Source organism: Streptomyces sp. CA-135486, assembly GCF_050936555.1.
Taxonomy (GTDB): Bacteria; Actinomycetota; Actinomycetes; order Streptomycetales; family Streptomycetaceae; genus Streptomyces.
The window spans coordinates 182,943-208,203 of record NZ_JBNJMM010000002.1; the positions used below are offsets into that span (position 1 = coordinate 182,943).

Consider the following 25,261-nt stretch of genomic DNA (forward strand, 5'->3'; position numbering starts at 1 on the left):
CCATGACCGCCATCGTCATCACCCCGCGCGGGCCGTTCTCACTTGCGGCGAGCATGCGGTTCCTGGAGGGCTTTACACCTGCCGGGTACCGCGACGCCTCAGCCGGCCGGGTGCTGCGCCTGGCCTTTCCTGCCGACGACGGCCACTCGACGGTGAGCGCGGCGGTGAGGCAGGCGGAGGACTCGGAGGGCACCGTACAGGCGGATGTCACGGTGCACGCCGGGAATCCGGGCAAGGACGCGGTGGGCACGGCGTCCGCGGAATCGGACGCCATGAGCGCGGTGCGCGCGCAACTGGCCCGCATCCTCTCGCTCGACGTCGACGGCGGTGGGTTCCCACGGCTCGCCGAGGCGGATCCCGTCGTGGCCGAACTCATCTCGGCCTACCCGGGATTGCGGCCGGTGTGTTTCTACTCGCCGTACGAGGCCGCGGCCTGGGCGGTCATCGGTCACCGCATCCGGATGGTCCAGGCCGCCGCGATCAAGGCCCGCATCGCCGAGCACCATGGACAGCGCGTCACCGTCGCCGGAGAACCGCTGCACGCCTTCCCCACCCCGCTGGTCCTGCGCGGACTCAGCCGCGTTCCTGGCCTGCCCGAGACAAAGGCCGAACGGCTGCGTGCCCTCGCCGACGCGGCCCTCGCCGGTGATCTCGACGCCGCCCGGCTGCGCGCGATGCCAGTGGAGGACGCCCTCGCTCATCTGCGGACCCTGCCCGGCATCGGCCCCTTCTCCGCGGAGCTCATCCTCATCCGCGGCGCCGGACACCCCGACGTCTTCCCCCGCCATGAACGCCGGCTCCACGCTTCGATGGCCGATGCCTACGGCCTCGGCGATCCCGACGCCTCCGATGCGCGCCGGCTCGCCGGGATCAGCGACCACTGGGCGCCCTACCGCAGTTGGGTCGCACTCCTGCTGCGCACCCGCCGCGAGGAGAAGGCCGGGTCGGCAGCGGACGCTCGCTCGGTGCGGTAGTGCCCGCACCCCTAGTCGTCCTCGCCCTCGCGTTCCTTCTCCGCCATGCGGATCACGCACACCGCGACCGCGATCATCAGCGCCGCGTCCGCGTCCTCCCGTACGACATTCACCGCGTACGTCTCCCGCACCCGGAACCACTGCCGGGAGACGTGGGCCAGCAGCTCCCCCTCGTACTCGACCGTGAACTCACGGTCCAGGATCCGGCCGCTGACATCCAGCTCCGAGCCCTCGACGAGCGTGACGCGGTAGTGATTGCGCAGCAGTGAGAGCCGCTTCCTGCGGATCGTGGCGAGCGGCTGGTCGTCCCGCTCGATGGTCATCGCGTCCCGCAGGCTGAGCAACTTCTTGCGCAGCGTGACGAGTACAAGCCCGGTCGGATCCTTCAGCTCCAGCGTTTCGCGCAGCCGCAGCGCCTTGCCGTCGACGAGGAAGGCGTGGCGGCCCGCCTCGTCGTCGATCCAGTAGTCGTCACCGATCGCGAAGATCTTGTCGCGTACGAGGTATTTCATGGCTGGAATGCATACCCCGCCGCGTGCTGTTGGATGGGGGTATGGCTACACGTGCACGCGTTCGGGCCCCCGAGCTGATCGGCAAGGGCGGCTGGCTGAACACCGGAGGCAAAGACCTCACCCTCGCCGACCTGCGAGGTAAGTGCGTTGTTGTGGATTTCTGGACATTTTGCTGCGTCAACTGTCTGCACGTCCTGGACGAGCTGCGTGAGCTCGAGGAGAAGCACCGCGACACCGTGGTGATCATCGGGGTTCACTCGCCGAAGTTCGTGCACGAGGCCGACCACCAGGCCGTCGTCGACGCCGTCGAGCGCTACCAGGTGCACCACCCCGTGCTCGACGATCCCGAGCTCGCCACCTGGAAGCAGTACGCCGTACGGGCCTGGCCCACGCTCGTCGTCATCGACCCCGAGGGGTATGTCGTCGCCCAGCATGCGGGCGAGGGGCATGCGCACGCCATCGAGAAGCTCGTGGAGGAGCTGGAGGCAGCGCACGAGGCGAAGGGCACCTTGCGGCGCGGCGACGGGCCCTATGTCGCGCCCGAGCCCGTTGCCACGCACCTGCGCTTCCCCGGGAAGGTGCTCGCGCTGCCCGGTGGTGGCTTCCTCGTCTCCGACACCACCCGTCACCAGCTGGTCCGGCTGGCCGAGGACGGCGAGAGCGTCGTCCAGCGGTACGGCGACGGTGAGCGCGGCCTCGTCGACGGCGGTCCGGACCGGGTGCGGTTCAGTGAGCCGCAGGGTCTCGCTCTGCTGCCCGGGGGCCGCGTCGTCGTCGCCGACACCGTCAACCACGCCCTGCGTGTGCTCGATCCGCAGACCGGCGGGACGACGACCGTCGCGGGCACCGGCCGCCAGTGGTGGCAGGGTTCGGCCACGTCCGGGCCCGCGCTCGATGTGGATCTCTCCTCGCCGTGGGACGTGGCCTGGTGGCAGGGCAGGGTGTGGATCGCCATGGCGGGCGTCCACCAGCTGTGGGCGTACGACCCGGAGACCGGGACCGTCGAGGTCGCGGCCGGGACCACGAACGAAGGCCTCGTCGACGGGCCGGCCGCCGAGGCCTGGTTCGCCCAGCCGTCCGGGCTCGCCGCGACCGAGGACCGGCTGTGGATCGCCGACTCCGAGACCAGCGCGGTCAGATGGATCGACACCGACGGTGCCGTGCACACCGCCGTCGGCACCGGGCTCTTCGACTTCGGCCACCGGGACGGGGCCGCGAGTCAGGCCCTGCTCCAGCACCCCTTGGGCGTCACCGCGCTGCCCGACGGCTCCGTGGCCATCAGCGACACGTACAACCATGCGCTGCGCCGCTTCGACCCGGCGACGGGCGAAGTGACCACGCTCGCCACCGATCTGCGGGAGCCGAGCGGCGCCGTGCTCGTCGGGGACGAGATCGTGGTGGTGGAGTCGGCCCGGCACCGGCTGACCCGGCTGCGGCTGCCGGAGGAGGCGGTACGCGTCGAGGCCGTCGCCCACCGCACCCAGCGTGCCGCCACCGAGGTCGCCCCGGGCAAGCTCCGGCTGGACGTCGTTTTCCAGGCCCCGGCGGGTCAGAAGCTGGACACCCGGTACGGTCCTTCGACCCGGCTGCTCGTTTCCTCGACCCCGCCGGAGCTGCTGCTCGGCGGCGACGGCGCGGGCACCGACCTCTCGCGGGTGCTGGAGATCGACCCGGCGGTCGCCGAGGGCGTACTGCATGTCTCGGCGATGGCGGCGTCCTGCGACGACGACCCCGAGAACGAGTACCCGGCCTGTCATGTGCACCAGCAGGACTGGGGAGTTCCGGTCCGGGTGACCGCGGAGGGGACCTCGCGGCTGCCGCTCGTACTGGCCGGGATGGATCAGGAGCGGTAGCGCCGGGCAGGGCCTAGTGGAACAAGCCCTGCTTGATCAGCTGCCGACCCGCCGCGCCGGCCAGGCAGCCGTCCACCCACAGCCCGGGGTCGTACGTCGCCTTCCGCCCGCCCCACCCGGCGGACTGAATCTGCGCGCATCCACCGGCCAGGAGCTTCTTGGTCTCCTGGCCGGTGGGGTCGGCCTTCCGGATGCGGCTGCCCTGGATGTAGCCCGCCTCGTACGAGATGTCCTGCGCCCACGGCGGCCGTTCGTTGTACCGCTGGATGACGAACCAGGACCCCGCGAGCAGGACCGCGACCGCCGAGGTGAGCGCGAGGGACAGGGTGCGGCGCGACGGGCCCGCGCGGTGCGCGCCGAACGTCTGGTGACCGTGCAGAACCATGGTCGTCAGCCTGGCGTGCGGATGCTTTCGCAGATGTTTCGCGCGGTCTCAACCGGCCGGGCGGATCAGGCGACTTCAGCCCTCCAGGAAGGCCGTCAGCGCGTTCGCGAGCAGATAGGGGTCCTTGGCGCCGCACAGCTCACGCGCGCTGTGCATCGACAGGATCGCGACGCCGATGTCGACGGTCTTGATGCCGTGCCGGGCGGCGGTGATCGGGCCGATGGTCGTGCCGCACGGCATCGCGTTGTTCGACACGAACGTCTGCCACGGCACGCCCGCCTTCTCGCAGGCTGCGGCGAACACGGCCCGGCCGCTGCCGTCCGTGGCGTACCGCTGGTTCACATTGACCTTGAGGATCGGGCCGTTGTTGACGCGCGGGTGGTGCGTCGGGTCGTGGCGCTCCGCGTAGTTGGGGTGGACGGCGTGGCCCGTGTCGGAGGACAGGCACACCGTGCCCGCGAAGGCGCGCGCCTTGTCCTCGTACGTACCGCCGCGCGCGAACACCGAACGCTCCAGCACATTGCCGAGCAGCGGGCCGTCGGCGCCACTGTCGGCCTGCGAGCCGTTCTCCTCGTGGTCGAAGGCGGCGAGCACCGGGATGTACCCGAGCGCCGGCGACGCGGAGACCGCGGCGAGCGCTGCCGTACCGGCGTGCACGGACAGCAGGTTGTCCATCCGCGGCCCGGCGACCAGCTCGCGGTCGCGGCCCAGGTAGGCGGGCGCCTCCAGCGCGTGCGTCATCAGGTCCCAGCCGAGGACCTCCCCGGCGGCGAACCCGAGCTCCGCCTCCAGGAACGAGATCAGACCGCCCTCGTCGGTGACGTCGCCGCCCAGGCCCCAGATGGGCTGCATGTGCCGCTGCTTGTCGAGCTGCAGACCCTTCTCGTGGATCGAGCGGTCCATGTGGATGGCCAGCTGCGGCACGCGCAGCAGGGGCCGGTCGATGTTGACCAGCCGTGTCGTGCCGTCGCGCAGGGAGAGCCGGCCGGCCAGGCCCAGATCGCGGTCGAGCCAGGAGTTGAGCAGCGGGCCGCCGTAGATCTCGACGGCGATCTGACGCCAGCCGTGCGCGCCCATGTCGGGCTGCGGCTTGACGCGCAGATTCGGTGAGTCGGTGTGGGCGCCGACGATCCGGAACGGGGTGTGCGGCGGGGCGCCCTCCGGCACGTACCAGGCGATGATCGCCCCGCCGCGCAGTACGTACTTGCCGCCGGTCCCCGCGGCGTCGGCCGCTGGTGTCCCGGCATCCCAGGCGTCCGTCTCCAGGACCTGCCGGAAGCCGGCCTTCTCCAGCCGCTCTGCGGCGGCGGCCACCGCGTGGTACGGAGACGGCGCGGCGGCCAGGAAGGACATGAGGTCGTCGGTGTGTCCGCGGTCGAAGCGAGGTGCGCTGCTCATGGGGTCACCTTAACGAGGGGGCGTACGCCCGGGCGCAGAGTTGGAAGCGGCCCGCCCCCCAGGCAGGGGGCGGGCCGCGTCATCCACGGGCCGGAGCGACTAGAACGCGGCCTCGTCGAGGTCCATCAGAGAGGTGTCGACCGTCTCGGCGAGCGCGCGCTCGACGGAGACGCCCGGCAGCACGTTCGCGGCGAAGAACTTCGCGGCCGCGATCTTGCCCTGGTAGAACGGCACGTCCTTCGCGGACGCCGTCTCGAGCTTCTCCGCCGCGACGGCCGCGCCGCGCAGCAGCAGGTAGCCGACGACCACATCGCCCGAAGCCATCAGCAGACGGGTGGCGTTGAGGCCCACCTTGTAGATGTTCTTGACGTCCTCGCCGGTGGCGATGAGGTCGTTCGTCATCGTGCCGACGATCGCCTCCAGGTCCACCGCCGCCTTGGCGAGCGCGTCGCGGGCCGGGGCCAGCTCCTCGCCGCCGGTGCCGACCGCCAGGAACTTCTTGATCTCCTCGGAGAGGGTGTTCAGCGCCTGGCCCTGGTCGCGGACGATCTTCCGGAAGAAGTAGTCCTGGCCCTGGATGGCGGTGGTGCCCTCGTAGAGGGTGTCGATCTTGGCGTCCCGGATGTACTGCTCGACCGGGTACTCCTGCAGATAGCCGGAGCCGCCGAAGGTCTGCAGCGACTGGGCGAGCTGCTCGTACGACCTCTCCGAGCCGTAGCCCTTCACGATCGGCAGCAGCAGGTCGTTCAGCGCGACGAGGGACTTGGTGTCCTCGCCGGCGGCCTCCTTGACGGCGATCTCGTCCTGGACGGAGGCGGTGTAGAGCACCAGGGCGCGCATGCCCTCGGCGTACGCCTTCTGCGTCATCAGCGAACGGCGCACGTCGGGGTGGTGCGTGATGGTGACCTTGGGCGCGGTCTTGTCCGCGAAGTTCACCAGGTCCTGGCCCTGGACGCGCTCCTTGGCGTACTCCAGCGCGTTCAGGTATCCGGTGGAGAGGGTCGCGATCGCCTTCGTGCCGACCATCATCCGCGCGAACTCGATGATCATGAACATCTGGCGGATGCCGTCGTGCTTGTCGCCGATCAGCCAGCCCTTGGCGGGGTGCTGGTCGCCGAACGTCATCTCGCAGGTGTTGGAGGCCTTGAGGCCCATCTTGTGCTCGACGTTCGTGGCGTACACGCCGTTGCGCTCGCCCAGCTCGCCGGTCTCCCAGTCGAAGTGGAACTTCGGCACGAGGAAGAGGGACAGTCCCTTGGTGCCCGGGCCGTGGCCCTCGGGGCGGGCCAGCACGTAGTGAAGGATGTTCTCCTCCATGTCGTGCTCACCGGAGGTGATGAAGCGCTTCACGCCCTCGATGTGCCAGGAGCCGTCGTCCTGCTGGACGGCCTTGGTGCGGCCGGCGCCGACGTCCGAGCCGGCGTCCGGCTCGGTGAGCACCATGGTGGAGCCCCACCGCTTCTCGACGGCTATCTCGGCGATCTTCTTCTGCGCCTCGTTGCCCTCTTCGAAGAGGACGCCGGCGAAGGCCGGGCCGGAGGAGTACATCCAGACGGCCGGGTTCGAGCCGAGGAGCAGCTCCGCGTACGACCAGATCAGGGAGCGGGGAGAGGTGGTGCCGCCGATCTCCTCGGGGAGACCGAGCCGCCAGTACTCGGAGTCCATGAAGGCCTGGTAGCTCTTCTTGAAGGACGCCGGGACGGGCGCGGTGTTGGTGGCCGGGTCGAAGACCGGGGGGTTGCGGTCGGCATCGGCGAAGGATTCGGCCAGCTCGTTCTCGGCGAGACGGGCGACCTCCTCAAGGATGCTCTTGGCGGTGTCGACGTCCATCTCCGCGAACGGGCCGGTGCCGTACAGCTTGTCGCGCCCGAGGACCTCGAAGAGGTTGAACTCGATGTCGCGGAGATTCGACTTGTAGTGCCCCATGGCGACGGCTCCGTAAGGTCGGTATCAGCGGCGCGAAGCGCCTCATTGCGGTGGTGCTCGGGCGACGGCAAGCGGATTTCCGTTCCACCTACCAGTCAGTAGCTTCGATGATGCTACCCGTCGGTAATAAGATGCAACCCCTATGGGGCAACTGTGACTCGCTACTCTTGCGGACATGTACGGCTACGACCAGAACCCGGGCGCTCAGCAGCAGTACGTACCGCAGCAGCCCTCCTACGGGGAGCAGCCGCTCTACCCCGAGCCGTCGCCGCCCTCGCTCGCCGACGCGGTGCGGGCCTTCACCACCGGATCGCTGTCCGCCGAGGACTTCCAGCAGATCTTCGCGACCTCGAAGGTCTACTGCCCGCGCGGGGACAACCCTGGCTTCCTCGCGCTGCACAACACCCAGCAGCCGGTCATTCCCATGTTCAGCACGCTCAAGGAGCTGCGCAGATACGCGGGCAAGGAGTCGAAGTACTTCGTGATCACCGGGGCCGAGGTGATCGATCTGCTGCCGACCGGGTACGGCTTCGTCCTCGACATGGAGGGCGATCACCGGATGGTCTTCGACGCGAAGGCCGTCGAGCAGATGGTGGACTTCGCGATGCGGCGGATGTACGGCTAGGCACTGTCCGGTGCGGCCGGGCACTGTCCGGCCGATCTTGTTCTTTGGCGCCCGGGGGGAATTCCTCCCGGGCGTCGTGTGTTCCCCGTGGCAGGAAGTTCATTCTTCAACTAAAATGAACGCACAAGGAGGCCCCCCATGCCTGCAGTGGCTGTCGAGAATCCGCTGACCCTGCCGCGCGTCTCAGCCCCCGCCGGGGCGCTGCCGCGGCCCGTGCTCGCCGTGTCCACGGCGCCGACGGGCTTCGAGGGCGAGGGCTTCCCGGTGCGGCGTGCGTTCGCCGGGATCAACTACCAGTACCTCGACCCGTTCATCATGATGGATCAGATGGGCGAGGTGGACTATGCGCCGGGCGAGCCCAAGGGGACACCCTGGCATCCGCACCGCGGGTTCGAGACCGTCACCTATCTGATCGACGGAACCTTCGTCCACCAGGACAGCAACGGCGGCGGCGGGACCATCCAGAACGGCGACACCCAGTGGATGACCGCCGGCTCGGGGCTGCTCCACATCGAGGCGCCGCCGGAGTCGCTGGTCGTGTCCGGCGGGCTCTTCCACGGGCTCCAGCTGTGGGTGAACCTGCCCGCGAAGGACAAGATGATGGACCCCCGCTACCAGGACATCCGCGGCGGCCATGTCCAACTGCTCACCTCGCCCGACGGCGGTGCGCTGCTGCGGGTCATCGCCGGTGAGCTGGACGGTCATCAGGGCCCCGGCATCACGCACACGCCGATCACGATGATCCACGCGACGCTCCGGCCGGGTGCGCAGATCACCCTGCCGTGGCGGGAGGACTTCAACGGCCTGGCGTACGTCCTGGCCGGGCGCGGCGCGGTCGGCACCGAGCGGCGGCCCGTCCACATGGGACAGACGGCGGTGTTCGGCGAGGGTGGCGCGCTGACCGTGTGGGCGGACGACGCCCAGAACGGCTCGCTCACCGGCGACCTCGAGGTCGTGCTGCTGGGCGGGCAGCCCATCCGTGAGCCGATGGCGCACTACGGGCCGTTCGTGATGAACACCCGCGAGGAGCTGCAGCAGGCCCTCGAGGACTTCCAGAAGGGCCGCCTGGGCACGATCCCCGCTGTGCACGGCATGTGAGCCGAGCCGACCAGGGTGCCTCACCCGCCCGGCCCCGCCCGCGGGACGGGGTGGCACCCGCTGTGGTCGGCTGGGCTGTGTGCAGAGTCTTCTTCCCGAGCCCGTGCGGCGGCTCGCCGCCTGGTGTGTCGTCGCGCTGCTGGTCGCCGGTGTGGCCGCCATCGGGATCTGGCTCGTCGTCACCTTGAAGACCGCCGTCACACCGGTGCTGCTCGCGCTGCTCGGGACCGCTCTTCTCGGGCCCCTGCACCGGCGGCTCATCAGGATGAAGGTGCATCGGTCGCTCGCGGCCGGACTCACCTGTGTCGCGGTGGTCGCCGTCTTCGGCGGGGTCATCTACATCGTCGTCAGTGCGCTCATCGAGACCGGCGACCAGATCATCACCTCGCTGCGGCAGGCCGCCAAGGATCTCACCAAGCACTTCGGGGCCGCCGGGTCCTCGCTCGACGATCTCGCCAAGAACTCCAAGGAACTGCTCGGGAAGTTCGGCGGGACCGCCGCGTCCGGGGTGATCAGCGGGCTGAGCGTGGTGGGGGAGGTGATCGCCACCGCCGTGCTCGCGCTGTTTCTCAGCTTTTTCTTTCTGCGGGACTCGCACAAGGCGGCGGGAGCCCTGAGGTCGCTGGCGCCGGGTACGACCGGGGACCTCGTCGAGGCCATGGGGCGGCGCGCCTTCGAGGCCGTCGAGGGCTTTATGCGCGGTACGACCTTCATCGCGCTCATCGACGCCCTCTGCATCACCGTCGGCCTGCTGATCCTCCGCGTCCCCGGCGCCGTCGGACTCGGCGCGCTCGTCTTCCTGGGCGCGTACATCCCCTACCTCGGCGCCTTCATCTCCGGCGCCGTCGCCGTGCTCGTCGCGCTCGCCGACCGGGGGTTTGTGATCGCCCTGTGGGTGCTGGGCGTGGTCCTCGCGGTGCAGGTGCTGGAGGGTCATGTGCTCCAGCCGGTGATCCAGAGCCGTACGGTGCAGATGCACCCGGCCGTCGTGATGCTGGCGATCACAGCGGGCGCCTCCGTCGCGGGCATCCTGGGGATGCTTCTCTCCGTGCCGGTCACCGCCGCCGCCTTCGGTGTGATCGGTGAGCTGCGCGGGCGCTACGAAAGCGGCGCCGCCGGCTCGTAGCGCGCCGGTGGCTCGTAGAGCTCGAACCAGATCGACTTGCCCTCGCCCCGCGGCTCCACGCCCCACGCGTCCGCGAGCACCTCCGTCAGCAGCAGGCCACGGCCCGACGACGCCAGCTCGCCGGGCCGCCGTTTGTGCGGCAGTTCGTCGCTCGTGTCCGTGACCTCCACGCGCAGCCGCCGTGCGGCGTCGTGCGTCACCTCCGCCACCAGCAGCGCGTGCCCGTCCGTGTGGACCAGCACATTGGTGACCATCTCGGAGACCATCAGCACGGCGGAGTCGACCTGTTCCTGGTCCGCCCAGTCGTGCAGCAACTCCCGCAACTGCTGCCTGGCGGCCGCGATCCGCTCCGGTTCGGCCTGGGCCACGCTCATCGCCGTGCGCCGCGGTGCCTGCCGGGCCGGCGTTCCGTCCCGGGCGAGCAGCAGGACCGCGATGTCGTCCTCGCGCCGGTCCGCCAGCGGCCCGGTCGAGTGGTGCGAGCCGGGGCCGTGCACCGCGTGCACGAGGGCGTCGGCGAGTTCCTCCAGCGACTGGTCCGCGTGCTCCTCCAGGAGCGTACGCAGCCGCGTCCACCCCGTGTCCAGATCGTGCCCGCCCGTCTCGAGGAGACCGTCCGTGCAGATCAGCATCGTCTCGCCGGGCTCCAGGACCAGCCGCGTCGTCGGATAGTCCGTGTCCGGGTCGATGCCGAGCGGCAGTCCGCCCGCGGTGGGGCGCACCAGCACCGTGCCGTCACCGGTGCGGACGACCGGCTCCGGGTGGCCGGCCCGGGCGATCTCGACGCTGCCGGTGGCCGGTTCGACCTCCAAATAGAGGCAGGTCGCGAAGCGGGAGCTGGAGTGCTCGCCCTCTTCGTGCGTATCGGCCCCGAAAAAATCATGCAGTCCGTGCAGAAAGCGGGAGGCGCGGGAGAGCACCGCGTCGGGCCGGTGCCCCTCGGAGGCGTAGGCGCGCAGGGCGATCCGCAGCTGGCCCATGAGTCCGGCGGCGCGCACATCGTGGCCCTGGACGTCCCCGATGACCACGGCGAACCGCCCCGAGGGCAGCGGGATCATGTCGTACCAGTCGCCGCCGACCTGGAGTCCGCCGCCCGTCGGGACGTACCGCGCGGCGATCGACATCCCCGGCACCTCGGGCCCGAGCACCGGCATCATCGAGCGCTGCAGGCCCAGCGACAGTTCGCGCTCGGACTCGGCGACTCCGGCCCGGGCGAGGGCCTGCGCCAGCATCCGGGCGACGGTGGTCAGCACGGACCGCTCGTCGGGCGTGAAGGCGACGGGGTGTTTGAAGGCGGCCATCCAGGCGCCGATGGTGCGCCCCGCGACGATCAGCGGCAAGTACGCCCAGGACTCCCGCCCGAAGGGCTCGGCGAGCGGCCAGGTGGTGGGGTAGCGGCGGCGGTACTCCTGCGGGGTCGGCAGATACACGGCGCGCCCCGTGCGTACCACGTCCGCCGCCGGATAGTCCGTGTCCAGCGGCATGTCGATGAACGGGTCTTCGCCGCCCGGCAGATACCCGTGGTGCCCGATGACCGTCAGCCGCTCGCCCGCCATCCCGAAGACGGCGAGCCCGTCCGGTGAGAAGCCCGGCATGGACAGCGAGGCGGCGACCCGCAGCACCTCGGCGGTGGAGCGTGCCTCGGCCAGCGCCCGGCCGGCGTCCAGCAGGAACGCCTCGCGCGAGCGCCGCCAGTCACCGGTGATGGGGGTCTGCGCGGCGGCTCCCGGCTGCGGCTCGGCCACCTCCTGGATCATGCCGACCAGGCGGATGTCGCCGTCGACCGCGATCGGCTTGGAGCGGCTGCGTACGGTGCGCAGCACCCGGCCCGCCCCGTCCACGATCCGCAGCCGCGCCTCGGCGAGGGTCTCCTCGGCGATCGCGAGGCTGACGACGCCGTTGATCTCGTTCCAGTCGACGGGGTGGAAACGGGAGCGTACGACGGACTCCGGGAAGTCGCCCGGTACGGCGGGCATACCGAGCAGCCGGGCGGCCTCGGCGTCGAGGGTGACCGTCCCGGATGCGTTGTCCCACCGCCACAGGCCGGTGGCGATCGTGGCCAGGACGTCCTCGGTGCGCATTGCCTTACTTTATTCCGACCTTCATGGCGGCGGCCTGCCGGCCTCCTGGCATGTGTATGTCAATGGGGTGAAGGGAGACCGGCCGGTACCCTTGACGGGCCCACCCCTCTCAAAACGCTAAGACTGGATGAACGACGATGCATCGGTACAGGTCCCACACCTGCGGCGAGCTCCGCGCCTCTGACGTCGGAGCCGACGTCCGGCTGAGCGGCTGGCTGCACAATCGCCGAGACCTGGGCGGCATCCTCTTCATCGATCTGCGCGACCACTACGGCATCACGCAGCTCGTCGCCCGCCCCGGCACCCCCGCGTACGAGGCCCTCGACAAGGTCAACAAGGAGTCGGTCGTCCGCGTCGACGGCAAGGCCGTCTCGCGCGGTGCCGAGAACATCAACCCCGAGCTGCCGACCGGTGAGATCGAGGTCGAGGTCTCCGCCGTCGAGCTGCTGGGCGCGGCGCAGCAGCTGCCGTTCCAGATCAACACCGACGACGGGGTGGGCGAGGAGCGGCGTCTCGAGTACCGCTTCCTCGACCTGCGCCGCGAGCGCATGCACCGCAACATCATGCTGCGTACGGCGGTCATCTCCGCCATCCGGCACAAGATGACCGCGCTCGGCTTCAACGAGATGGCGACCCCGATCCTGACCGCGACCTCCCCCGAGGGCGCGCGCGACTTCGTGGTGCCGTCCCGGCTGAACCCCGGCAAGTTCTACGCGCTGCCGCAGGCTCCGCAGCAGTTCAAGCAGCTGCTGATGATCTCGGGCTTCGACCGCTACTTCCAGATCGCGCCGTGCTTCCGCGACGAGGACGCCCGCGCCGACCGTTCGCCGGGTGAGTTCTACCAGCTCGACGTCGAGATGTCCTTCGTCGAGCAGGAGGATGTGTTCCAGCCCGTCGAGAAGCTGATGACGGAACTCTTCGAGGAGTTCGGTGGCGGCCGCCATGTCACCTCCCCCTTCCCGCGGATCCCGTTCCGCGAGGCCATGCTGAAGTACGGTTCCGACAAGCCGGACCTGCGTGCCCAGCTGGAGCTCGTCGACATCTCGGACGTCTTCGAGGGCTCGGAGTTCAAGGCCTTCGCCGGAAAGCACGTACGCGCGCTGCCGGTGCCGGACACCGCGGGGCAGACACGGAAGTTCTTCGACGGCCTCGGCGACTTCGCCGTCGAGCACGGCGCGAAGGGCCTGGCCTGGGTGCGGGTCGGCGAGGACGGCGCGCTGAGCGGCCCGATCGCCAAGTTCCTCACCGAGCAGAACGTCAAGGTCCTCACCGAGCGTCTCGGGCTGGCGCCCGGCCACGCGGTCTTCTTCGGCGCGGGTGACTTCGACGAGGTCTCGAAGATCATGGGCGTGGTCCGCGTCGAGGCCGCCAAGCGGGCCGGCCGCTTCGAGGAGGGCGTCTTCCGGTTCTGCTGGATCGTCGACTTCCCGATGTACGAGAAGGACGAGGAGACCGGAAAGATCGACTTCTCGCACAACCCCTTCTCGATGCCGCAGGGCGGCCTCGAGGCCCTTCAGACCCAGGACCCGCTGGACATTCTGGGCTGGCAGTACGACATCGTCTGCAACGGCGTGGAGCTGTCCTCCGGCGCGATCCGGAACCACGAGCCCGAGATCATGTTCAAGGCGTTCGAGATCGCGGGCTACTCGAGGGAGACCGTCGAGCACGAGTTCTCCGGCATGCTGCGCGCCTTCCAGTACGGCGCCCCGCCGCACGGCGGCATCGCCCCGGGCGTCGACCGCATCGTGATGCTGCTGGCCGACGAGCCGAACATCCGCGAGACGATCGCCTTCCCGCTCAACGGCAACGCCCAGGACCTGATGATGGGCGCGCCGACGGAACTGGACGAGGCGCGGCTGCGCGAGCTGAACATCGCGCTGCGCAAGCCGGTCGCCAAATCCGGCGAGTAGCCGCACGTCGTAAGGCACCCGGAAGGGGCCCCGAACCGAAAGGTTCCGGGCCCCTTCTCGGCTGTCGCGGGCAACACACGGGTCTCCGGCGACGCCTCACACGCTCTGACCGAAACACAACGGATGATCTTAAACGTCCGATTTGACGTCGCCGGGGCCGAGGCCGCCCCGCCCCCGCAGCAGCAGCACGACAAGTCCCCGAACTGAAAGGCCCGCACATGTCCCTCCGCACAGGCACGTTCCCGGCGGTCGCCCTGGCTGTTGCCGGTCTGCTGCTCACCGGCTGCGCGGGCGATACCGGCAAGGCGGCGCCGGCGGCCGCGAATGTGTCCGCGAGCGCGAGCGCCGTCGGCAGGTCGGGCCCCAGCAGGCACTCCGGCCCCGAGGCTCAGGGCGGCGTCCGGGCGCGGGAGATCCCCTCTCTCGGACCGGGGACCCGCGAGAGGATCACCGCGGCGAACCGGCAGGCGGTGGTGGTGGTCGGCCAGGGCCCCAATTCCAACCGGTCACTCGCCGCGCTCTATGAACGCGATCCCGTCCTGGGCTGGCGGCCCGTGACCGGTGCGTGGCCGGCGCACAACGGGCTGCTCGGCTGGACCGACGACCACGAGGCGGGCGACCGCCGCTCCCCGATCGGGGTCTTCGGCCTCACGGACGCGGGCGGCAGACTGCCCAACCCGGGCACGAAGCTCCCGTACGACGAGGGGCCCGACTTCGACGCGCCCGGCACCGGCTTCGAGGGGGAGTCCCTGGAGGGGTCCTTCGACCATGTCGTGGCCATCAACTACAACCGCGAGCCCGGGACCACGCCGCTGGACTGGACCCGGCCGCTCGGCGCCGACAAGGGCGGCGGCATCTGGATCCACGTCGACCACGGCGGGCCCACACAGGGCTGCATCTCGCTGCCGCTCGACCGGATGGAGCTACTGCTGCGATGGCTGGATCCGGCGAAGCGGCCGGTGGTGGTGATGGGTGACGCTGCGGCGCTGAGCGAATGAGGTGACGCGCCGCATGCCCGTGGGGCGGGGCCGGTCGGCACACCGCTCAACTTTGATGGGCTGCCGGAAAAGCCGAAGGGGCCCGCGTGCTGCGGGCCCCTTCGGGACTGGCGTGTGCGACGAGGTACGCGTACGGACGGGGCCTAGGCCTTCGTCGGGTCCTCCAGGCGCGGGAACAGCACCGCGCCCTTCGTCACCGTCGCGCCCGGCGAGAGCTTGCCCCACTCGCCCGCGTGCTGGACCTGCTGGTCCGCCAGCGCACCCAGCGAGGCCTCGGCTCCCACCGAGTCCCACAGCGCCTGCGAGGTCTGAGGCATCACCGGGTTCAGCAGGACCGCGACCGCCCGCAGGGACTCGGCCGCCGTGTACAGGATCGTCGCAAGACGGGCCTTGCCCTCGGGCGAGTCGTCCTTGGCGACCTTCCACGGCTCCTGCTCCGTGATGTAGCCGTTGACCTGCTTCACGAAGTCGAAGACCGCCAGGATGCCGCCCTGGAAGTCCAGCTCCTCGCCGATCTTCCGGTCGGCCTCGGCGACCGCCTTCGCGAGCCCCTCCTGGATGGCCTTCTCCGCCTCGCCGGAGGCGTCGGCGGAAGGCAGCGTGCCGCCGAAGTACTTGCCGACCATCGCCGCGACGCGGGAGGCGAGGTTGCCGTAGTCGTTGGCGAGCTCGCTCGTGTAGCGGGCGGTGAAGTCCTCCCAGGAGAAGGAGCCGTCCTGGCCGAACGCGATCGCGCGCAGGAAGTACCAGCGGTACGCGTCCACGCCGAAGTGCGAGGTCAGATCCTGCGGCTTGATGCCCGTCAGGTTCGACTTGGACATCTTCTCGCCGCCGACCATCAGCCAGCCGTTCGCGGCGACGCGACCCGGCACCGGCAGGCCGTTCGCCATCAGCATCGCGGGCCAGATGATCGCGTGGAAGCGCAGGATGTCCTTGCCAACCAGGTGCACATCGGCCGGGAAGGTCTCGGCGAACTTCGCCGGGTTCTCGTTGTAGCCGACGGCCGTCGCGTAGTTGAGCAGCGCGTCGATCCACACATAGATGACGTGCTTCTCGTCCCACGGCACCGGGACGCCCCAGTCGAAGGTCGAGCGCGAGATGGAGAGGTCCTGCAGGCCCTGCTTGACGAAGTTCACGACCTCGTTGCGGGCGGACTCGGGCTGGATGAAGCCGGGGTTGGCCTCGTAGAACTCCAGCAGCTTCGGTCCGTACTCGCTGAGCTTGAAGAAGTAGTTCTCCTCCTTGAGGAGCTCCACCGGCTTCTTGTGGATCGGGCAGAGCTTCTGCCCGGCGAATTCACCCTCGCCGTCCAGCAGGTCGGCGGGGAGCTTGTACTCCTCGCAGCCCACGCAGTACGGGCCTTCGTACCCGCCCTTGTAGATCTCGTCCTTGTCGTACAGGTCCTGCACGAACTCCTGCACACGGTCCGTGTGCCGCTTCTCCGTCGTACGGATGAAGTCGTCGTTCGCGATGTTCAGATGCTCCCAGAGGGGCTTCCAGGCCTCCTCCACGAGCTTGTCGCACCACTCCTGGGGCGTGACGTTGTTCGCCTCGGCAGTGCGCATGATCTTCTGACCGTGCTCGTCCGTGCCGGTGAGGTACCACACCTTCTCGCCACGCTGACGGTGCCAGCGTGTGAGCACGTCGCCTGCGACGGTCGTGTAGGCGTGGCCCAGGTGAGGAGCGTCGTTGACGTAGTAAATGGGGGTCGAGACGTAGTACGCCTTCGCCCCCTGCTTCTCGGATCCAGTGGCCGCCATGGTCGAAATCCTAACGGCCCGCGGAAGGTCGACTCACCCCGATAACTCGAGGCGGGCCGGAGCGGGGGACTCGTCGTGGAGAGGTCCCCGAAACATCGGGTCCGGTAGAAGGTCCGGTAGACAGGTCCTAGGGGAGCGGGGGGACGACGATATGCGGGTACTGGTCGCCGAGGACGAGGAAGTCCTGGCCGAGCTGGTCGCCACGGGGCTGCGGCGGGCCGGGTTCGCCGTCGACACCGTCTACAGCGGGGACGCCGCGCTCGCGTATCTCGGACTCCACGACTACGACGTCGTGGTACTCGACCGCGATCTGCCGCGGGTGCACGGCGACCAGGTGGCGCGGGAGCTGGTCGCCTCCGCGTCCCGCACCCGCATCCTGATGCTGACCGCCTCCTCGTCGACGGAGGACCGGGTGGAGGGCCTGGACCTGGGAGCGGACGACTATCTGGGCAAGCCCTTCGAGTTCCCCGAGCTGGTCTCCCGGGTGCGGGCGCTGCGGCGGCGCAGCGCCCGGCCGGTGCCGCCGCTGCTGGAGCGGCACGGGGTACGGATGGACACGGTGCGGCGCACCGCGGAGCGGGACGGGCGGGATCTGGACCTCTCCCCCAAGGAGTTCTCGGTGCTGCAGATCCTGCTCGAGGCGGACGGCGCGACGGTCTCGGCGGAGGAGCTGCTGGAGCGGGCGTGGGACGCGCACGCGGATCCGTTCACGGGGGCGGTGCGGGTGTGCATGAGCAAGCTGCGCGGGAAGCTCGGGGAGCCGGCGCTGATCCGTACCGTGCAGGGTGTGGGGTACGTGCTGTGATCGGACCCGGGTCCACGATCCGTACGCGGATCGCGCTCGTCTACGGGGGTGTCTTTCTGGTCCTCGGGGCGTGTCTGCTCGGGATCGTCAATCTGCTCTCCCGGGCCGGTACGGAGGACGAGGTCGCGGCGATCAGGGCGCGTGCGGTGCCCGCGCTGCCGGTGGCGGACGTGCGCGGAGTCACGATCGTTCAGCTGACGGACAGCGTCCGGGACGCGGCGGGGCAGCAGATGCTGATCTGGTCGGCGTTCGCGCTGCTGGGGACGGCACTGTGCGCGGTCGTGGTCGGGTGGTGGACGGCGGGGCGGGTGCTGCGGCCGGTCCATGAGATGACGGCGAAGGCACGGCGTCTTTCGGAGCGGACGCTGCTGGGGGCCCCCCCGGACGGAGTCTGGGGGAGGATCGGGGCGGGTGGTCCCGACGACGAGCTGAAGGAGCTCGGGGACACGCTGGACGCGCTGCTGGCGCGGCTGCAGAAGGCGTTCGACAGCCAGCGGCGGTTCATCGCGAATGCGTCGCACGAGCTGCGGACGCCGCTGGCGACGCAGCGAACGGCGATCCAGGTCGGCCTGGACTCGGGCTGCTCGCCGGACGAACTGGCGGCCACGAAGCGCGTGTTGCTGGACAACAACCGGCGCAGTGAGCGGTTGATCGAGGGCCTGCTGGTGCTGGCGCGCAGCGAGCGGGGGCTGGCGGAGCGGGAGGACGTGCACCTGGGGGAGGTCGTGGCGGAGGAGGCGGCACGCCACGAGGTGAAGGCGGCGTCCCGGTCCGCCGGCGTGGTGCGGGGGAACCGGCTGCTGCTGGCGCAGCTGGTGGGCAATCTCGTCGCCAACGCGGTGACGTACAACGTGCCGGACGGCTCGGTGGACGTCCGCGTCGAGTCCGGGGTGCTGACGGTGCGCAACACCGGGCCGGTGGTCGCGGCGGAGGATGTGCCGGCGCTGTTCGAGCCGTTCCGGAGGGGGGAGGGGCGGGACCGGATGGGGCCCGGGGCGGGTCTCGGTCTGTCGATCGTCCGCTCGATAGCGCAGGCGCACGGCGGGACGGTGACGGCCGAGCCGGGCCCTGCGGGGGGCTTGGCCGTCACCGTGGTGCTGCCCGTGTCCTAGGAGCGGGGCCGCCAGGTGGCAAGGACGCCCTCGAACAGCTCGGCCTCCGGGAGCTCGCGGGGCGAGGGGCCGGCGTGGAAGAACGCGGCGTTGTCGGCCTGGAGCTTGCGCAGATAGTCGAACGCCTTGGCGTCGTGCTCGCCGAACGCCACGAACTGCCAGAACACGGGCTTGTCGGCGGCCGCGGCGAGCGCGGCGGTGGCCGCGGTCCTGGACTCGGGCGCGCCGTCCGTCTGGAAGATCACGAACGCGGGGGTGTCCGTGTCCGCCTTGGCGTGCAGCGCGAGAACCTCCTCGACGGCGAGGTGGTAGTTCGTACGCCCCATGCGGCCGAGACCGGCGTGGAGCTCGTCGATGCGGCCCTCGTACGTGTCGAGGGTGAGCTCGCCGGTGCCGTCGATCTCGGTCGAGAAGAAGACGACGTCGACGGCGGCGTTCTCGCCGAGGTGCGCGGCGAGCGCGAGTGCCTGCTCACCGAGCCGCTGGGCGCTGCCGTCCTTGAAGTACGGCCGCATGGAACCGGACCGGTCCAGGACGAGATACACACGGGCCCGGGCCCCGCTGAGCCCGTGCTTCTTGAGTACGGAGCCGGCGGCGGTGTAGGTCTCGACGAGCTGGGGCGCGCGGGAGGTGACCCGGGCACGGGAGACGGCCGGCCTGCCGCCGGAGACGGCGGCCTTGGGCTCCGGGTCGGCGGCGGCCGCGACGGGCTCGGCCTCGGTGTCGGCCTGCGGCTCGGCGACCGGCTCCTCCGCAGCAGCTTCCGGCTCGGCCGCCGCGGCGGCGGGCTCGGCCTCGGTGTCCGCCTCCGGCTCGACGACCGGCTCGACGACCGGCTCGGCGCCCGCCTCCGGCTCGACGGGGGCCGGGGCGGCGGCCTCGGCGTCCGCGGGAGCGGCCTCCGGCTCAACCTCCTCGGCAGCGGGCTCGACCACGGCTTCCGGCTCGGCGACGGCTTCGGTTGTCGTGGCCGGCTCCTCCGGAGCCTCCGGTTCGGCGGCGGCCTCCGCGGCCGCGGGCTCGGCTTCGGTGACGGCCTCTTCGGCCACAGGCTCGGGCTCCGGCTCGGTCGCCGCCACGGCCGCGGGCTCGGCCTCGGCGGTCTCGGGCTCCTCGACCGCAGGCTCCGGCTCGGGCGTGACCTCAGCCTCGGGGGAAGCCACCGGCTCCTCGGCGGTCTCGGGCTCCTCGACCGCAGGCTCCGGCTCGGGCGTGACCTGAGCCTCGGGCGAAGCCACCGGCTCCTCGGCGGTCTCGGGCTCCTCGACCGCAGGCTCCGGCTCGGGCGTGACCTGAGCCTCGGGGGAAACCACCGGCTCCTCGGCGGTCTCGGGCCCCTCGACCGCAGGTTCGGCTTCGGTGACTGCCTCGGCCTCCGGCTCGGGCGAAGCCACTGCCTCGGCCGTCTCCTCCGGCTCCGCAGCCGGGGTCTCCGCAGTCGTCCGCACCGGCTCCGCGGCGGCCTCCGGCTCGGGCCCGGCCTGTCGGCTCGGGGTCGGGTCCGACGAGGACTGGGCCGGGACCCTTGGGGCCGGGTTGTCGAACGCCGCCGAGACCAGGTCCGCCGCCCTCTCCGCCGGGGACGGAGCCGGCACCGTCGCCTTCGTCGGGTCCGTGCGCTCGGTCTGGGGCGGTACGGAGGCTGTCGCCGACTCGTTGCGCTCCGAACGGTCGCGACCAAACACCTTGCGCAGCAAGCTCCGAATGCCCATGTGCGAGGCCTTTCGCATGAGTTGAGTGCGGTGATTGTCCGTCCTTGGGCCGGGCGTCCAGAGGGTGTCCTGGCCAGGGCAGACACGTAAGGTTAGCGGCCGCCCGCGGCGAACCCCGGCAGGGGCGCCCGCCCGGCCGCCGCACCTGTGCCCCCGCCCCGGGGCGCGCACCCCAACCCCGCCCCGGCCGCGCCGGATTCATCCCGCGTTCACCTCGCGTCCGCCGCATTGCGCTCGTACGCCCCTAACGTCTCAGCCGGACATATTCCGACACCATGTCGGCGCAGGCTGCGCCGTAGGAGGACGAAGTGCGCAAACTGCTGCCGCTGTTGAACACGAACCCCCACCCCGGCGGACGTTCCGCCCTCACCTGCCGGTACCGCTGCGGCGACGCCTGCTTCCACGAGGTTCCGAACACCAGCGACAACGAATATGTCGGTGATGTCATAGCAAGCGCCATGTCGAGACGATCGATGATGCGCGCCGCCGCCGTCGTGACCGTCGCCGCCGCGGCCGGCACCGCGACCGTCATCGGCCAGGGCGGTGGCAGCCAGGCCGCAGCCGCGACCGTCGGCGGCGCCGCGGAGCGCCACGGGAACACCGGGCGAGCCGCCCGCGGACTCCGCTTCAGCCCTGTCGCCCCCAACAAGGACGACCAGGTCACCGTCCCCGACGGCTACTCCCAGAACGTCGTCATCCGCTGGGGCGAGCCGATCCTCCACGGCGCGCCCGCCTTCGACGCCGACAAGCAGAGCGCCAGGGCACAGGCCGGCCAGTTCGGCTACAACAACGACTTCCTCTCCCTGCTCCCCCTCCACGGCGAGCGCGGCCGCCAGGTGCTCGTGGCCAACCACGAGTACACGGACGAAGTCCTGATGTTCAAGGGCTACGACCCGGCCAACCCCACCCGCGAGCAGGTCGAGATCGCCTGGGCCGCGCACGGCCTGGGTGTCGTCGTGGTCGAGGAGGAGCGCCGGACCGGCAAGCTCAACGCCGTGAGGCGCCACCACCTCAACCGCCGTCTGACGGCGACGAGCGAGTTCAGGCTCACCGGTCCCGTCGCGGGCGGCGCCCTGGTCAAGACCTCCGCCGACCCGACCGGCACCAAGGTCCTCGGCACGCTCAACAACTGCTCCGGCGGCACCACCCCGTGGGGCACCACCCTCCACGGCGAGGAGAACTTCAACCAGTACTTCGCCAACGCGTCGAGTGCCACGGACAAGCGGTACGGCATCGGGACAGGTGCCACCGAGCGCAAGTGGGAGCGTTTCGACAAGCGCTTCGACGTGGCGCAGGAGCCCAACGAGTCGCACCGATTCGGCTGGGTCGTCGAGCTCGACCCGTACAACCCGGACTCCACGCCCCGCAAGCGCACCGCGCTCGGCCGCTTCAAGCACGAGGGCGCGCAGCCGCGGCTGACCGACGACGGCCGTCCCGTCGTCTACATGGGCGACGACGAGCGCTTCGACTACTTCTACAAGTTCGTGTCGTCCAAGCGGATGAAGAGGGGTTCGAGCCGGGCCGCCCGCGAGCACAACCTCACCCTCCTCGACGAGGGCACCCTGTACGTCGCCAAGCTGACCGGCGACTCCCCGGCGGCCGAGATCGACGGCATGGGCGAGCTGCCGAGCGACGGCGAGTTCGACGGCTCCGGGCAGTGGATTCCGCTGGCCACGGCGGGCCCCGAGGGCAGCGTCTCGCACGTCCCGGGCATGAGTGCCGAGGAGGTGTACGTCTTCACGCGCCTCGCCGGCGACAAGGTGGGCGCCACCAAGATGGACCGCCCCGAGGACATCGAGCCGAGCCCGCGCACCGGCCGCGTCTACGTCGTACTGACGAACAACACCGACCGCGGCAAGACCGGCAAGGCCCCGGCCGACGAGGCCAACCCGCGCAACCTCAACAAGCACGGCCAGATCCTGGAGCTCGCCGAGCACTGGGACGACCCGGCCGGCGACGGCTTCTCCTGGCGGCTCTTCCTGGTCGCGGGCGATCCGGGCGACCCCGCCACCTACTTCGCGGGCTTCCCGAAGGAGAAGGTCAGCCCCATCTCCTGCCCGGACAACGTGACCTTCGACCCGCACGGCAACCTGTGGATCTCCACGGACGGCAACCAGCTGGGCTCACACGACGGACTGTTCGGTGTCGCGACCCGCGGCGAGCGGCGCGGTGAGCTCAAGCAGTTCCTGACCGTTCCGGCGGGCGCCGAGACCTGTGGCCCGATCGTGCAGGACCGCCGGGTGCTCGTCGCGGTCCAGCACCCGGGCGAGATCGACGGTGCGTCCGTCGAGAAGCCCGCGAGCGTCTGGCCGGACGGACCGGGCAGGATCGTCCGGCCTGCGGTCGTCGCCGTCTGGCGCACGGACGGCCGCGACATCGGCCTCTAGGTCAATACATCTAGGACGTCACCGGCGTCGAGGACTTCTCATGAGGTGGCGCGTACATGTGCGCGCCACCTCATGAACTCCTCCGCCGCGTCCCCCGTGTACGACCACGGCACCCGTGCCGCCCGGGTCCCGAGGAGTCCGAACAGCCGGCGGGCCTCGTCGTTAAGACCCGCATAACAGGCCGCGTGCGCCAGATAGTTGAGCTCCCCGATCTCCGCGGGTCCGGCGGGGCCCGGCGGGCGGCCGCCGATCCAGCGGTCCCAGGTGCGCCGTACGTCCGTCACCGCCAGCTCGTGGTGCCAGTGCCGGCCGAAGTCCCGCACCGCGGCCCGGCCCCCCTCTGTGGCGTACCGGTACTCCTCCACCCGCGCGATCTGCACCAGAACCGGCAGCGGCGACCCGAGCGGCGCCGCGCCCGCCACGTCGCGGGCGAAGTCGTACATTTTGCCGTGTGTGCCGTGCCAGCGCGCCGAGTGGTAGCGCAGCAGCTGTACATGGCCCTCGATGTTGTACGGGTCGCGTCGGCGCAATTCGTCCCACCAGCGCCGCAGTTCGCGCCGTGACACCCCCGTCTCGTACAGCCGGGCCAGCGTCAGCAGCGACACCCACGGCATCGGATCGGCCGGGTGCACCTCTGCCGCGCCCAGAGCGACCAGCACGGTCGCGTCGAGCCGTGCCTCGTCGAGCCCGGACCCGCGGCCCGCCGCGATGGCCTGGTGGAAGACCCGTACGACCTCCGTCGCCGCCCGCAGCACCGCCGCGTCCGGGTCACGGGGCTCCGCCGCACGCCAGGCCTCCACCGCCGACGAGCCCGCCGCCGCATGGGCGAGCAGCCGCAGCCGGTGGGTGCGCAGCGGCCAGTCGTCGCCGGTGGCGCGCAGCAGATCCCGTACGCCCTGCCAGCGGCCGATGACGATGTCGTGCACGGCGTCGGCGAGCGGCCGGTCCCCGAAGGCGGGGTCGAAGTCCGGGACGAAACCGCCACGGCGGCGGTGCGTGGCCATCTCCGGCACGTCCTCAGAAGTCCGTCGCCAGCGCGTTGTCGGCGTAATCCGTATGCTGGGAAGCGGAATTGGCGTACCGCTCCTCGGCGGCCTTGGCCCGGGTCGCGTCCAGCAGTGCGGGACGGTAGTACGAACTCCCCCGCCGCCAGTAGCGGATCATCGGCACCAGACCGGCGGCGAGACCGCCGATGCCGATCGCGATCGAGGCCGCGCTCAGCTCGCTCAGCGCCTCGACGAGGATCCAGAGCATGAACAGCGCGCCGAGCAGCGGCCATACGCCGCCCAGGACGAAGTCCCGTACGGATGCCAGCAGCGTCCTGCGGTACGCGACGACGGCGGCGATGCCCGCGAGCCCGTAGTAGAACGCGATCTGCAGGCCTATCGCGGCGACCGCCGCGGAGAGCACATCGCCGACCGAACCGAGCGCGGTGGAGGCGACGAACATCGCGAGTGCCACCGCGCTGACGACGGCGATCGCGACCCAGGGGGTGTTCCACCGGCGGTGCACGGCGCCGAGCGCTGCCGGCATCGTACGGTCCCGGCCCATCGCGAACAGCGAGCGCGTGACCTGGATCAGGGTGGTCTCCAAGGTGGCGACGGTGGACAGGAGCACCGCCACGGCCAGCAGTTTCCCGCCGACGCCGGGCAAGATCGCCTCACCGAGCGCGCCCAGCACATTGGCGCCGGCGGCGCGGATCTGCTCGCGGTCAAGGATCATGTTCACGGCGATCGTGAACGTCTCGAAGAGCAGGAAGACGACGCCCACGCCGACGAGCGCGGCGAACCCCGCGGTACGGCGGCTGTCGCGGGTCTCCTCGCTGAGGTTGCTGGTGACGTCCCAGCCCCAGTAGTAGAAGGCGGCGACCAGCGCGCCGGAGGCGAAGCCGGCCGCTCCGTCGAAGTGCGAGAAGCCGAGCCAGGACCAGTCGAAGGCGGCCGCCGCGCCGCCCCGCAGGAGTACGGCGACGACGAAGAACAGCAGTATCGCCAGCTCCACGCCGGACATCAGCAGCTGCGCGCGTACGGTCAGCCGCGCGCCGCCCAGGACGACGAGCAGCATCGCCAGGAACCAGGCCGCGCCGACGGCTGTCGCGAGAACGGTGTTGTCGGCGAGAGCGGGGTCGAAGAGCGCGAGCGTCATCGCACCGGCCGGGAGCGAGCCCGCCACCATGAAGATGGTCGCGGAGACGACAAGCGCCCAGCCGGACAGAAAGCCCAGGAAGGGATGGAGGGTTCGGGCCACCCAGGAGTAGCTGGCCCCCGCGTTGACGTCGATCCTGCCGAGTCTTCGGAAGGCGAGGACGATGCCGAGCATGGGGATGGCGCAGTAGAGCAGCGCGGCGGGTCCGGCGAGGCCGACGGATGCGACGAGTACGGCGGTTGTGGCCGCGATGGAGTAGGCGGGGGCGCTGCCCGCGATGGCCATCACGATGGTGTCGAATGTGCCGAGGACATTGGGCTGAAGCCCTCTGCCGGAGCTGTTGCGCATAGGACTCTCCGAATGCCCTGGTGCCGCCTCCGTAAAGGGAGAACGTGCGCATCGTAGTCGGATGCATGCTCCGTGTTGAGGGGGCGGTGCTCGCCGGTGCGGGCGG

The 25,261-nt window shown here is 70.5% G+C and carries 19 protein-coding genes; 10 read left to right on the top strand and 9 right to left on the bottom strand.

Features of this window, described 5'->3' with window-relative positions; all coding sequences use genetic code 11:
• The first annotated feature begins 2 nt into the window (after window positions 1-2).
• The gene (locus ACQEVG_RS19925) at window positions 3-974 is read left to right on the top strand and encodes a DNA-3-methyladenine glycosylase family protein (RefSeq protein ID WP_432985835.1); all 972 of its coding nucleotides are present in this window, start codon (window positions 3-5) and stop codon (window positions 972-974) included.
• Between the two features lie 11 nt (window positions 975-985).
• Here the strand turns inward: ACQEVG_RS19925 and ACQEVG_RS19930 are convergent, their stop codons facing one another.
• The gene (locus ACQEVG_RS19930; RefSeq protein ID WP_432985837.1) at window positions 986-1,486 is read right to left on the bottom strand and encodes an LURP-one-related/scramblase family protein; all 501 of its coding nucleotides are present in this window, start codon (window positions 1,484-1,486) and stop codon (window positions 986-988) included.
• Between the two features lie 41 nt (window positions 1,487-1,527).
• Between ACQEVG_RS19930 and ACQEVG_RS19935 the strand changes: the two genes are divergently transcribed.
• Window positions 1,528-3,339 carry an NHL domain-containing thioredoxin family protein gene (locus ACQEVG_RS19935; RefSeq protein ID WP_432985839.1) on the top strand — a complete coding sequence of 604 codons (1,812 nt, stop codon included), beginning with the start codon at window positions 1,528-1,530 and terminating at the stop codon, window positions 3,337-3,339.
• A gap of 13 nt (window positions 3,340-3,352) precedes the next feature.
• Here the strand turns inward: ACQEVG_RS19935 and ACQEVG_RS19940 are convergent, their stop codons facing one another.
• From ACQEVG_RS19940 to ACQEVG_RS19950, 3 genes are all read right to left on the bottom strand, one after another.
• A complete protein-coding gene (locus tag ACQEVG_RS19940) occupies window positions 3,353-3,724 on the bottom strand; it encodes a hypothetical protein (protein ID WP_432985841.1) in 372 nt (123 codons plus the stop codon).
• Between the two features lie 75 nt (window positions 3,725-3,799).
• Window positions 3,800-5,122, bottom strand: coding sequence for a M18 family aminopeptidase (locus ACQEVG_RS19945; RefSeq protein WP_432985843.1), 1,323 nt, complete (start codon window positions 5,120-5,122; stop codon window positions 3,800-3,802).
• Window positions 5,123-5,221: 99 nt separating this feature from the next.
• Window positions 5,222-7,048, bottom strand: coding sequence for an acyl-CoA dehydrogenase (locus ACQEVG_RS19950; RefSeq protein ID WP_432985845.1), 1,827 nt, complete (start codon window positions 7,046-7,048; stop codon window positions 5,222-5,224).
• A gap of 175 nt (window positions 7,049-7,223) precedes the next feature.
• Here ACQEVG_RS19950 and ACQEVG_RS19955 point away from each other — a divergent pair, with 175 nt between their 5' ends.
• The 3 genes from ACQEVG_RS19955 to ACQEVG_RS19965 all read left to right on the top strand — a co-directional run bounded on the left by ACQEVG_RS19955 (window position 7,224) and on the right by ACQEVG_RS19965 (window position 9,897).
• Entirely contained in the window at window positions 7,224-7,673 is a 450-nt protein-coding gene (locus tag ACQEVG_RS19955) for an SseB family protein (RefSeq protein ID WP_360866783.1), read from the top strand.
• 138 nt (window positions 7,674-7,811) lie between these two features.
• Window positions 7,812-8,771 carry a pirin family protein gene (locus tag ACQEVG_RS19960; protein WP_432985848.1) on the top strand — a complete coding sequence of 320 codons (960 nt, stop codon included), beginning with the start codon at window positions 7,812-7,814 and terminating at the stop codon, window positions 8,769-8,771.
• Window positions 8,772-8,850: 79 nt separating this feature from the next.
• Window positions 8,851-9,897, top strand: a complete 1,047-nt coding sequence (locus ACQEVG_RS19965) for an AI-2E family transporter (protein ID WP_432985850.1) — start codon at window positions 8,851-8,853, stop codon at window positions 9,895-9,897.
• Here ACQEVG_RS19965 and ACQEVG_RS19970 read toward each other — a convergent pair.
• The gene (locus ACQEVG_RS19970; protein WP_432985852.1) at window positions 9,870-11,978 is read right to left on the bottom strand and encodes an ATP-binding SpoIIE family protein phosphatase; all 2,109 of its coding nucleotides are present in this window, start codon (window positions 11,976-11,978) and stop codon (window positions 9,870-9,872) included. The two genes, ACQEVG_RS19965 and ACQEVG_RS19970, sit on opposite strands and share 28 nt — an antisense overlap.
• Before the next feature lie 137 nt (window positions 11,979-12,115).
• Here ACQEVG_RS19970 and aspS point away from each other — a divergent pair, with 137 nt between their 5' ends.
• Together aspS and ACQEVG_RS19980 are read left to right on the top strand one after the other, a co-directional pair.
• The gene (aspS, locus tag ACQEVG_RS19975; RefSeq protein ID WP_432985854.1) at window positions 12,116-13,888 is read left to right on the top strand and encodes an aspartate--tRNA ligase; all 1,773 of its coding nucleotides are present in this window, start codon (window positions 12,116-12,118) and stop codon (window positions 13,886-13,888) included.
• A gap of 218 nt (window positions 13,889-14,106) precedes the next feature.
• Window positions 14,107-14,886 carry a L,D-transpeptidase family protein gene (locus ACQEVG_RS19980; protein ID WP_432985856.1) on the top strand — a complete coding sequence of 260 codons (780 nt, stop codon included), beginning with the start codon at window positions 14,107-14,109 and terminating at the stop codon, window positions 14,884-14,886.
• 143 nt (window positions 14,887-15,029) lie between these two features.
• Here the strand turns inward: ACQEVG_RS19980 and metG are convergent, their stop codons facing one another.
• Complete coding sequence (gene metG / locus ACQEVG_RS19985) at window positions 15,030-16,646, bottom strand: methionine--tRNA ligase (protein ID WP_432985858.1); 1,617 nt, start codon at window positions 16,644-16,646, stop codon at window positions 15,030-15,032.
• 151 nt (window positions 16,647-16,797) lie between these two features.
• On the opposite strand from metG, the gene ACQEVG_RS19990 reads away from it, so the two are divergent.
• Both ACQEVG_RS19990 and ACQEVG_RS19995 read left to right on the top strand, forming a co-directional pair.
• Entirely contained in the window at window positions 16,798-17,451 is a 654-nt protein-coding gene (locus ACQEVG_RS19990; protein ID WP_432985860.1) for a response regulator transcription factor, read from the top strand.
• On the top strand, window positions 17,448-18,563 hold the full coding sequence (locus ACQEVG_RS19995) for a sensor histidine kinase (RefSeq protein ID WP_432985862.1): 1,116 nt from the start codon (window positions 17,448-17,450) through the stop codon (window positions 18,561-18,563). The genes ACQEVG_RS19990 and ACQEVG_RS19995 overlap by 4 nt, the downstream gene beginning before the upstream one ends.
• On the opposite strand, the gene ACQEVG_RS20000 is transcribed toward ACQEVG_RS19995, so the two are convergent.
• A complete protein-coding gene (locus tag ACQEVG_RS20000; RefSeq protein ID WP_432985864.1) occupies window positions 18,560-20,275 on the bottom strand; it encodes a VWA domain-containing protein in 1,716 nt (571 codons plus the stop codon). The two genes, ACQEVG_RS19995 and ACQEVG_RS20000, sit on opposite strands and share 4 nt — an antisense overlap.
• A 308-nt stretch (window positions 20,276-20,583) precedes the next feature.
• On the opposite strand from ACQEVG_RS20000, the gene ACQEVG_RS20005 reads away from it, so the two are divergent.
• Window positions 20,584-22,662 (top strand): PhoX family protein, encoded by a 2,079-nt coding sequence (locus tag ACQEVG_RS20005; RefSeq protein WP_432985866.1) that lies wholly within the window; start codon window positions 20,584-20,586, stop codon window positions 22,660-22,662.
• Window positions 22,663-22,700: 38 nt separating this feature from the next.
• On the opposite strand, the gene ACQEVG_RS20010 is transcribed toward ACQEVG_RS20005, so the two are convergent.
• Together ACQEVG_RS20010 and ACQEVG_RS20015 are read right to left on the bottom strand one after the other, a co-directional pair.
• A complete protein-coding gene (locus tag ACQEVG_RS20010; protein ID WP_432985868.1) occupies window positions 22,701-23,666 on the bottom strand; it encodes a hypothetical protein in 966 nt (321 codons plus the stop codon).
• A 13-nt stretch (window positions 23,667-23,679) separates the two neighbouring features.
• Window positions 23,680-25,155, bottom strand: a complete 1,476-nt coding sequence (locus ACQEVG_RS20015; RefSeq protein ID WP_432985870.1) for an APC family permease — start codon at window positions 25,153-25,155, stop codon at window positions 23,680-23,682.
• Window positions 25,156-25,261: the final 106 nt, after the last annotated feature.

What these genes read in the sequence shown, in the direction of transcription:
- ACQEVG_RS19960 (WP_432985848.1), top strand. Translation starts at nt 7,812, where the DNA reads ATGCCTGCAGTGGCTGTCGAGAATCCGCTGACCCTGCCGCGCGTCTCA.
- ACQEVG_RS19990 (WP_432985860.1), top strand. Translation starts at nt 16,798, where the DNA reads ATGCGGGTACTGGTCGCCGAGGACGAGGAAGTCCTGGCCGAGCTGGTC.
- ACQEVG_RS19935 (WP_432985839.1), top strand. Translation starts at nt 1,528, where the DNA reads ATGGCTACACGTGCACGCGTTCGGGCCCCCGAGCTGATCGGCAAGGGC.
- ACQEVG_RS19955 (WP_360866783.1), top strand. Translation starts at nt 7,224, where the DNA reads ATGTACGGCTACGACCAGAACCCGGGCGCTCAGCAGCAGTACGTACCG.
- metG (WP_432985858.1), bottom strand. Translation starts at nt 16,646, where the DNA reads ATGGCGGCCACTGGATCCGAGAAGCAGGGGGCGAAGGCGTACTACGTC.
- ACQEVG_RS20000 (WP_432985864.1), bottom strand. Translation starts at nt 20,275, where the DNA reads ATGGGCATTCGGAGCTTGCTGCGCAAGGTGTTTGGTCGCGACCGTTCG.
- ACQEVG_RS19930 (WP_432985837.1), bottom strand. Translation starts at nt 1,486, where the DNA reads ATGAAATACCTCGTACGCGACAAGATCTTCGCGATCGGTGACGACTAC.
- ACQEVG_RS20010 (WP_432985868.1), bottom strand. Translation starts at nt 23,666, where the DNA reads ATGGCCACGCACCGCCGCCGTGGCGGTTTCGTCCCGGACTTCGACCCC.
- ACQEVG_RS19945 (WP_432985843.1), bottom strand. Translation starts at nt 5,122, where the DNA reads ATGAGCAGCGCACCTCGCTTCGACCGCGGACACACCGACGACCTCATG.
- ACQEVG_RS19925 (WP_432985835.1), top strand. Translation starts at nt 3, where the DNA reads ATGACCGCCATCGTCATCACCCCGCGCGGGCCGTTCTCACTTGCGGCG.
- ACQEVG_RS19980 (WP_432985856.1), top strand. Translation starts at nt 14,107, where the DNA reads ATGTCCCTCCGCACAGGCACGTTCCCGGCGGTCGCCCTGGCTGTTGCC.
- ACQEVG_RS19950 (WP_432985845.1), bottom strand. Translation starts at nt 7,048, where the DNA reads ATGGGGCACTACAAGTCGAATCTCCGCGACATCGAGTTCAACCTCTTC.
- ACQEVG_RS19970 (WP_432985852.1), bottom strand. Translation starts at nt 11,978, where the DNA reads ATGCGCACCGAGGACGTCCTGGCCACGATCGCCACCGGCCTGTGGCGG.
- aspS (WP_432985854.1), top strand. Translation starts at nt 12,116, where the DNA reads ATGCATCGGTACAGGTCCCACACCTGCGGCGAGCTCCGCGCCTCTGAC.
- ACQEVG_RS20015 (WP_432985870.1), bottom strand. Translation starts at nt 25,155, where the DNA reads ATGCGCAACAGCTCCGGCAGAGGGCTTCAGCCCAATGTCCTCGGCACA.
- ACQEVG_RS19940 (WP_432985841.1), bottom strand. Translation starts at nt 3,724, where the DNA reads ATGGTTCTGCACGGTCACCAGACGTTCGGCGCGCACCGCGCGGGCCCG.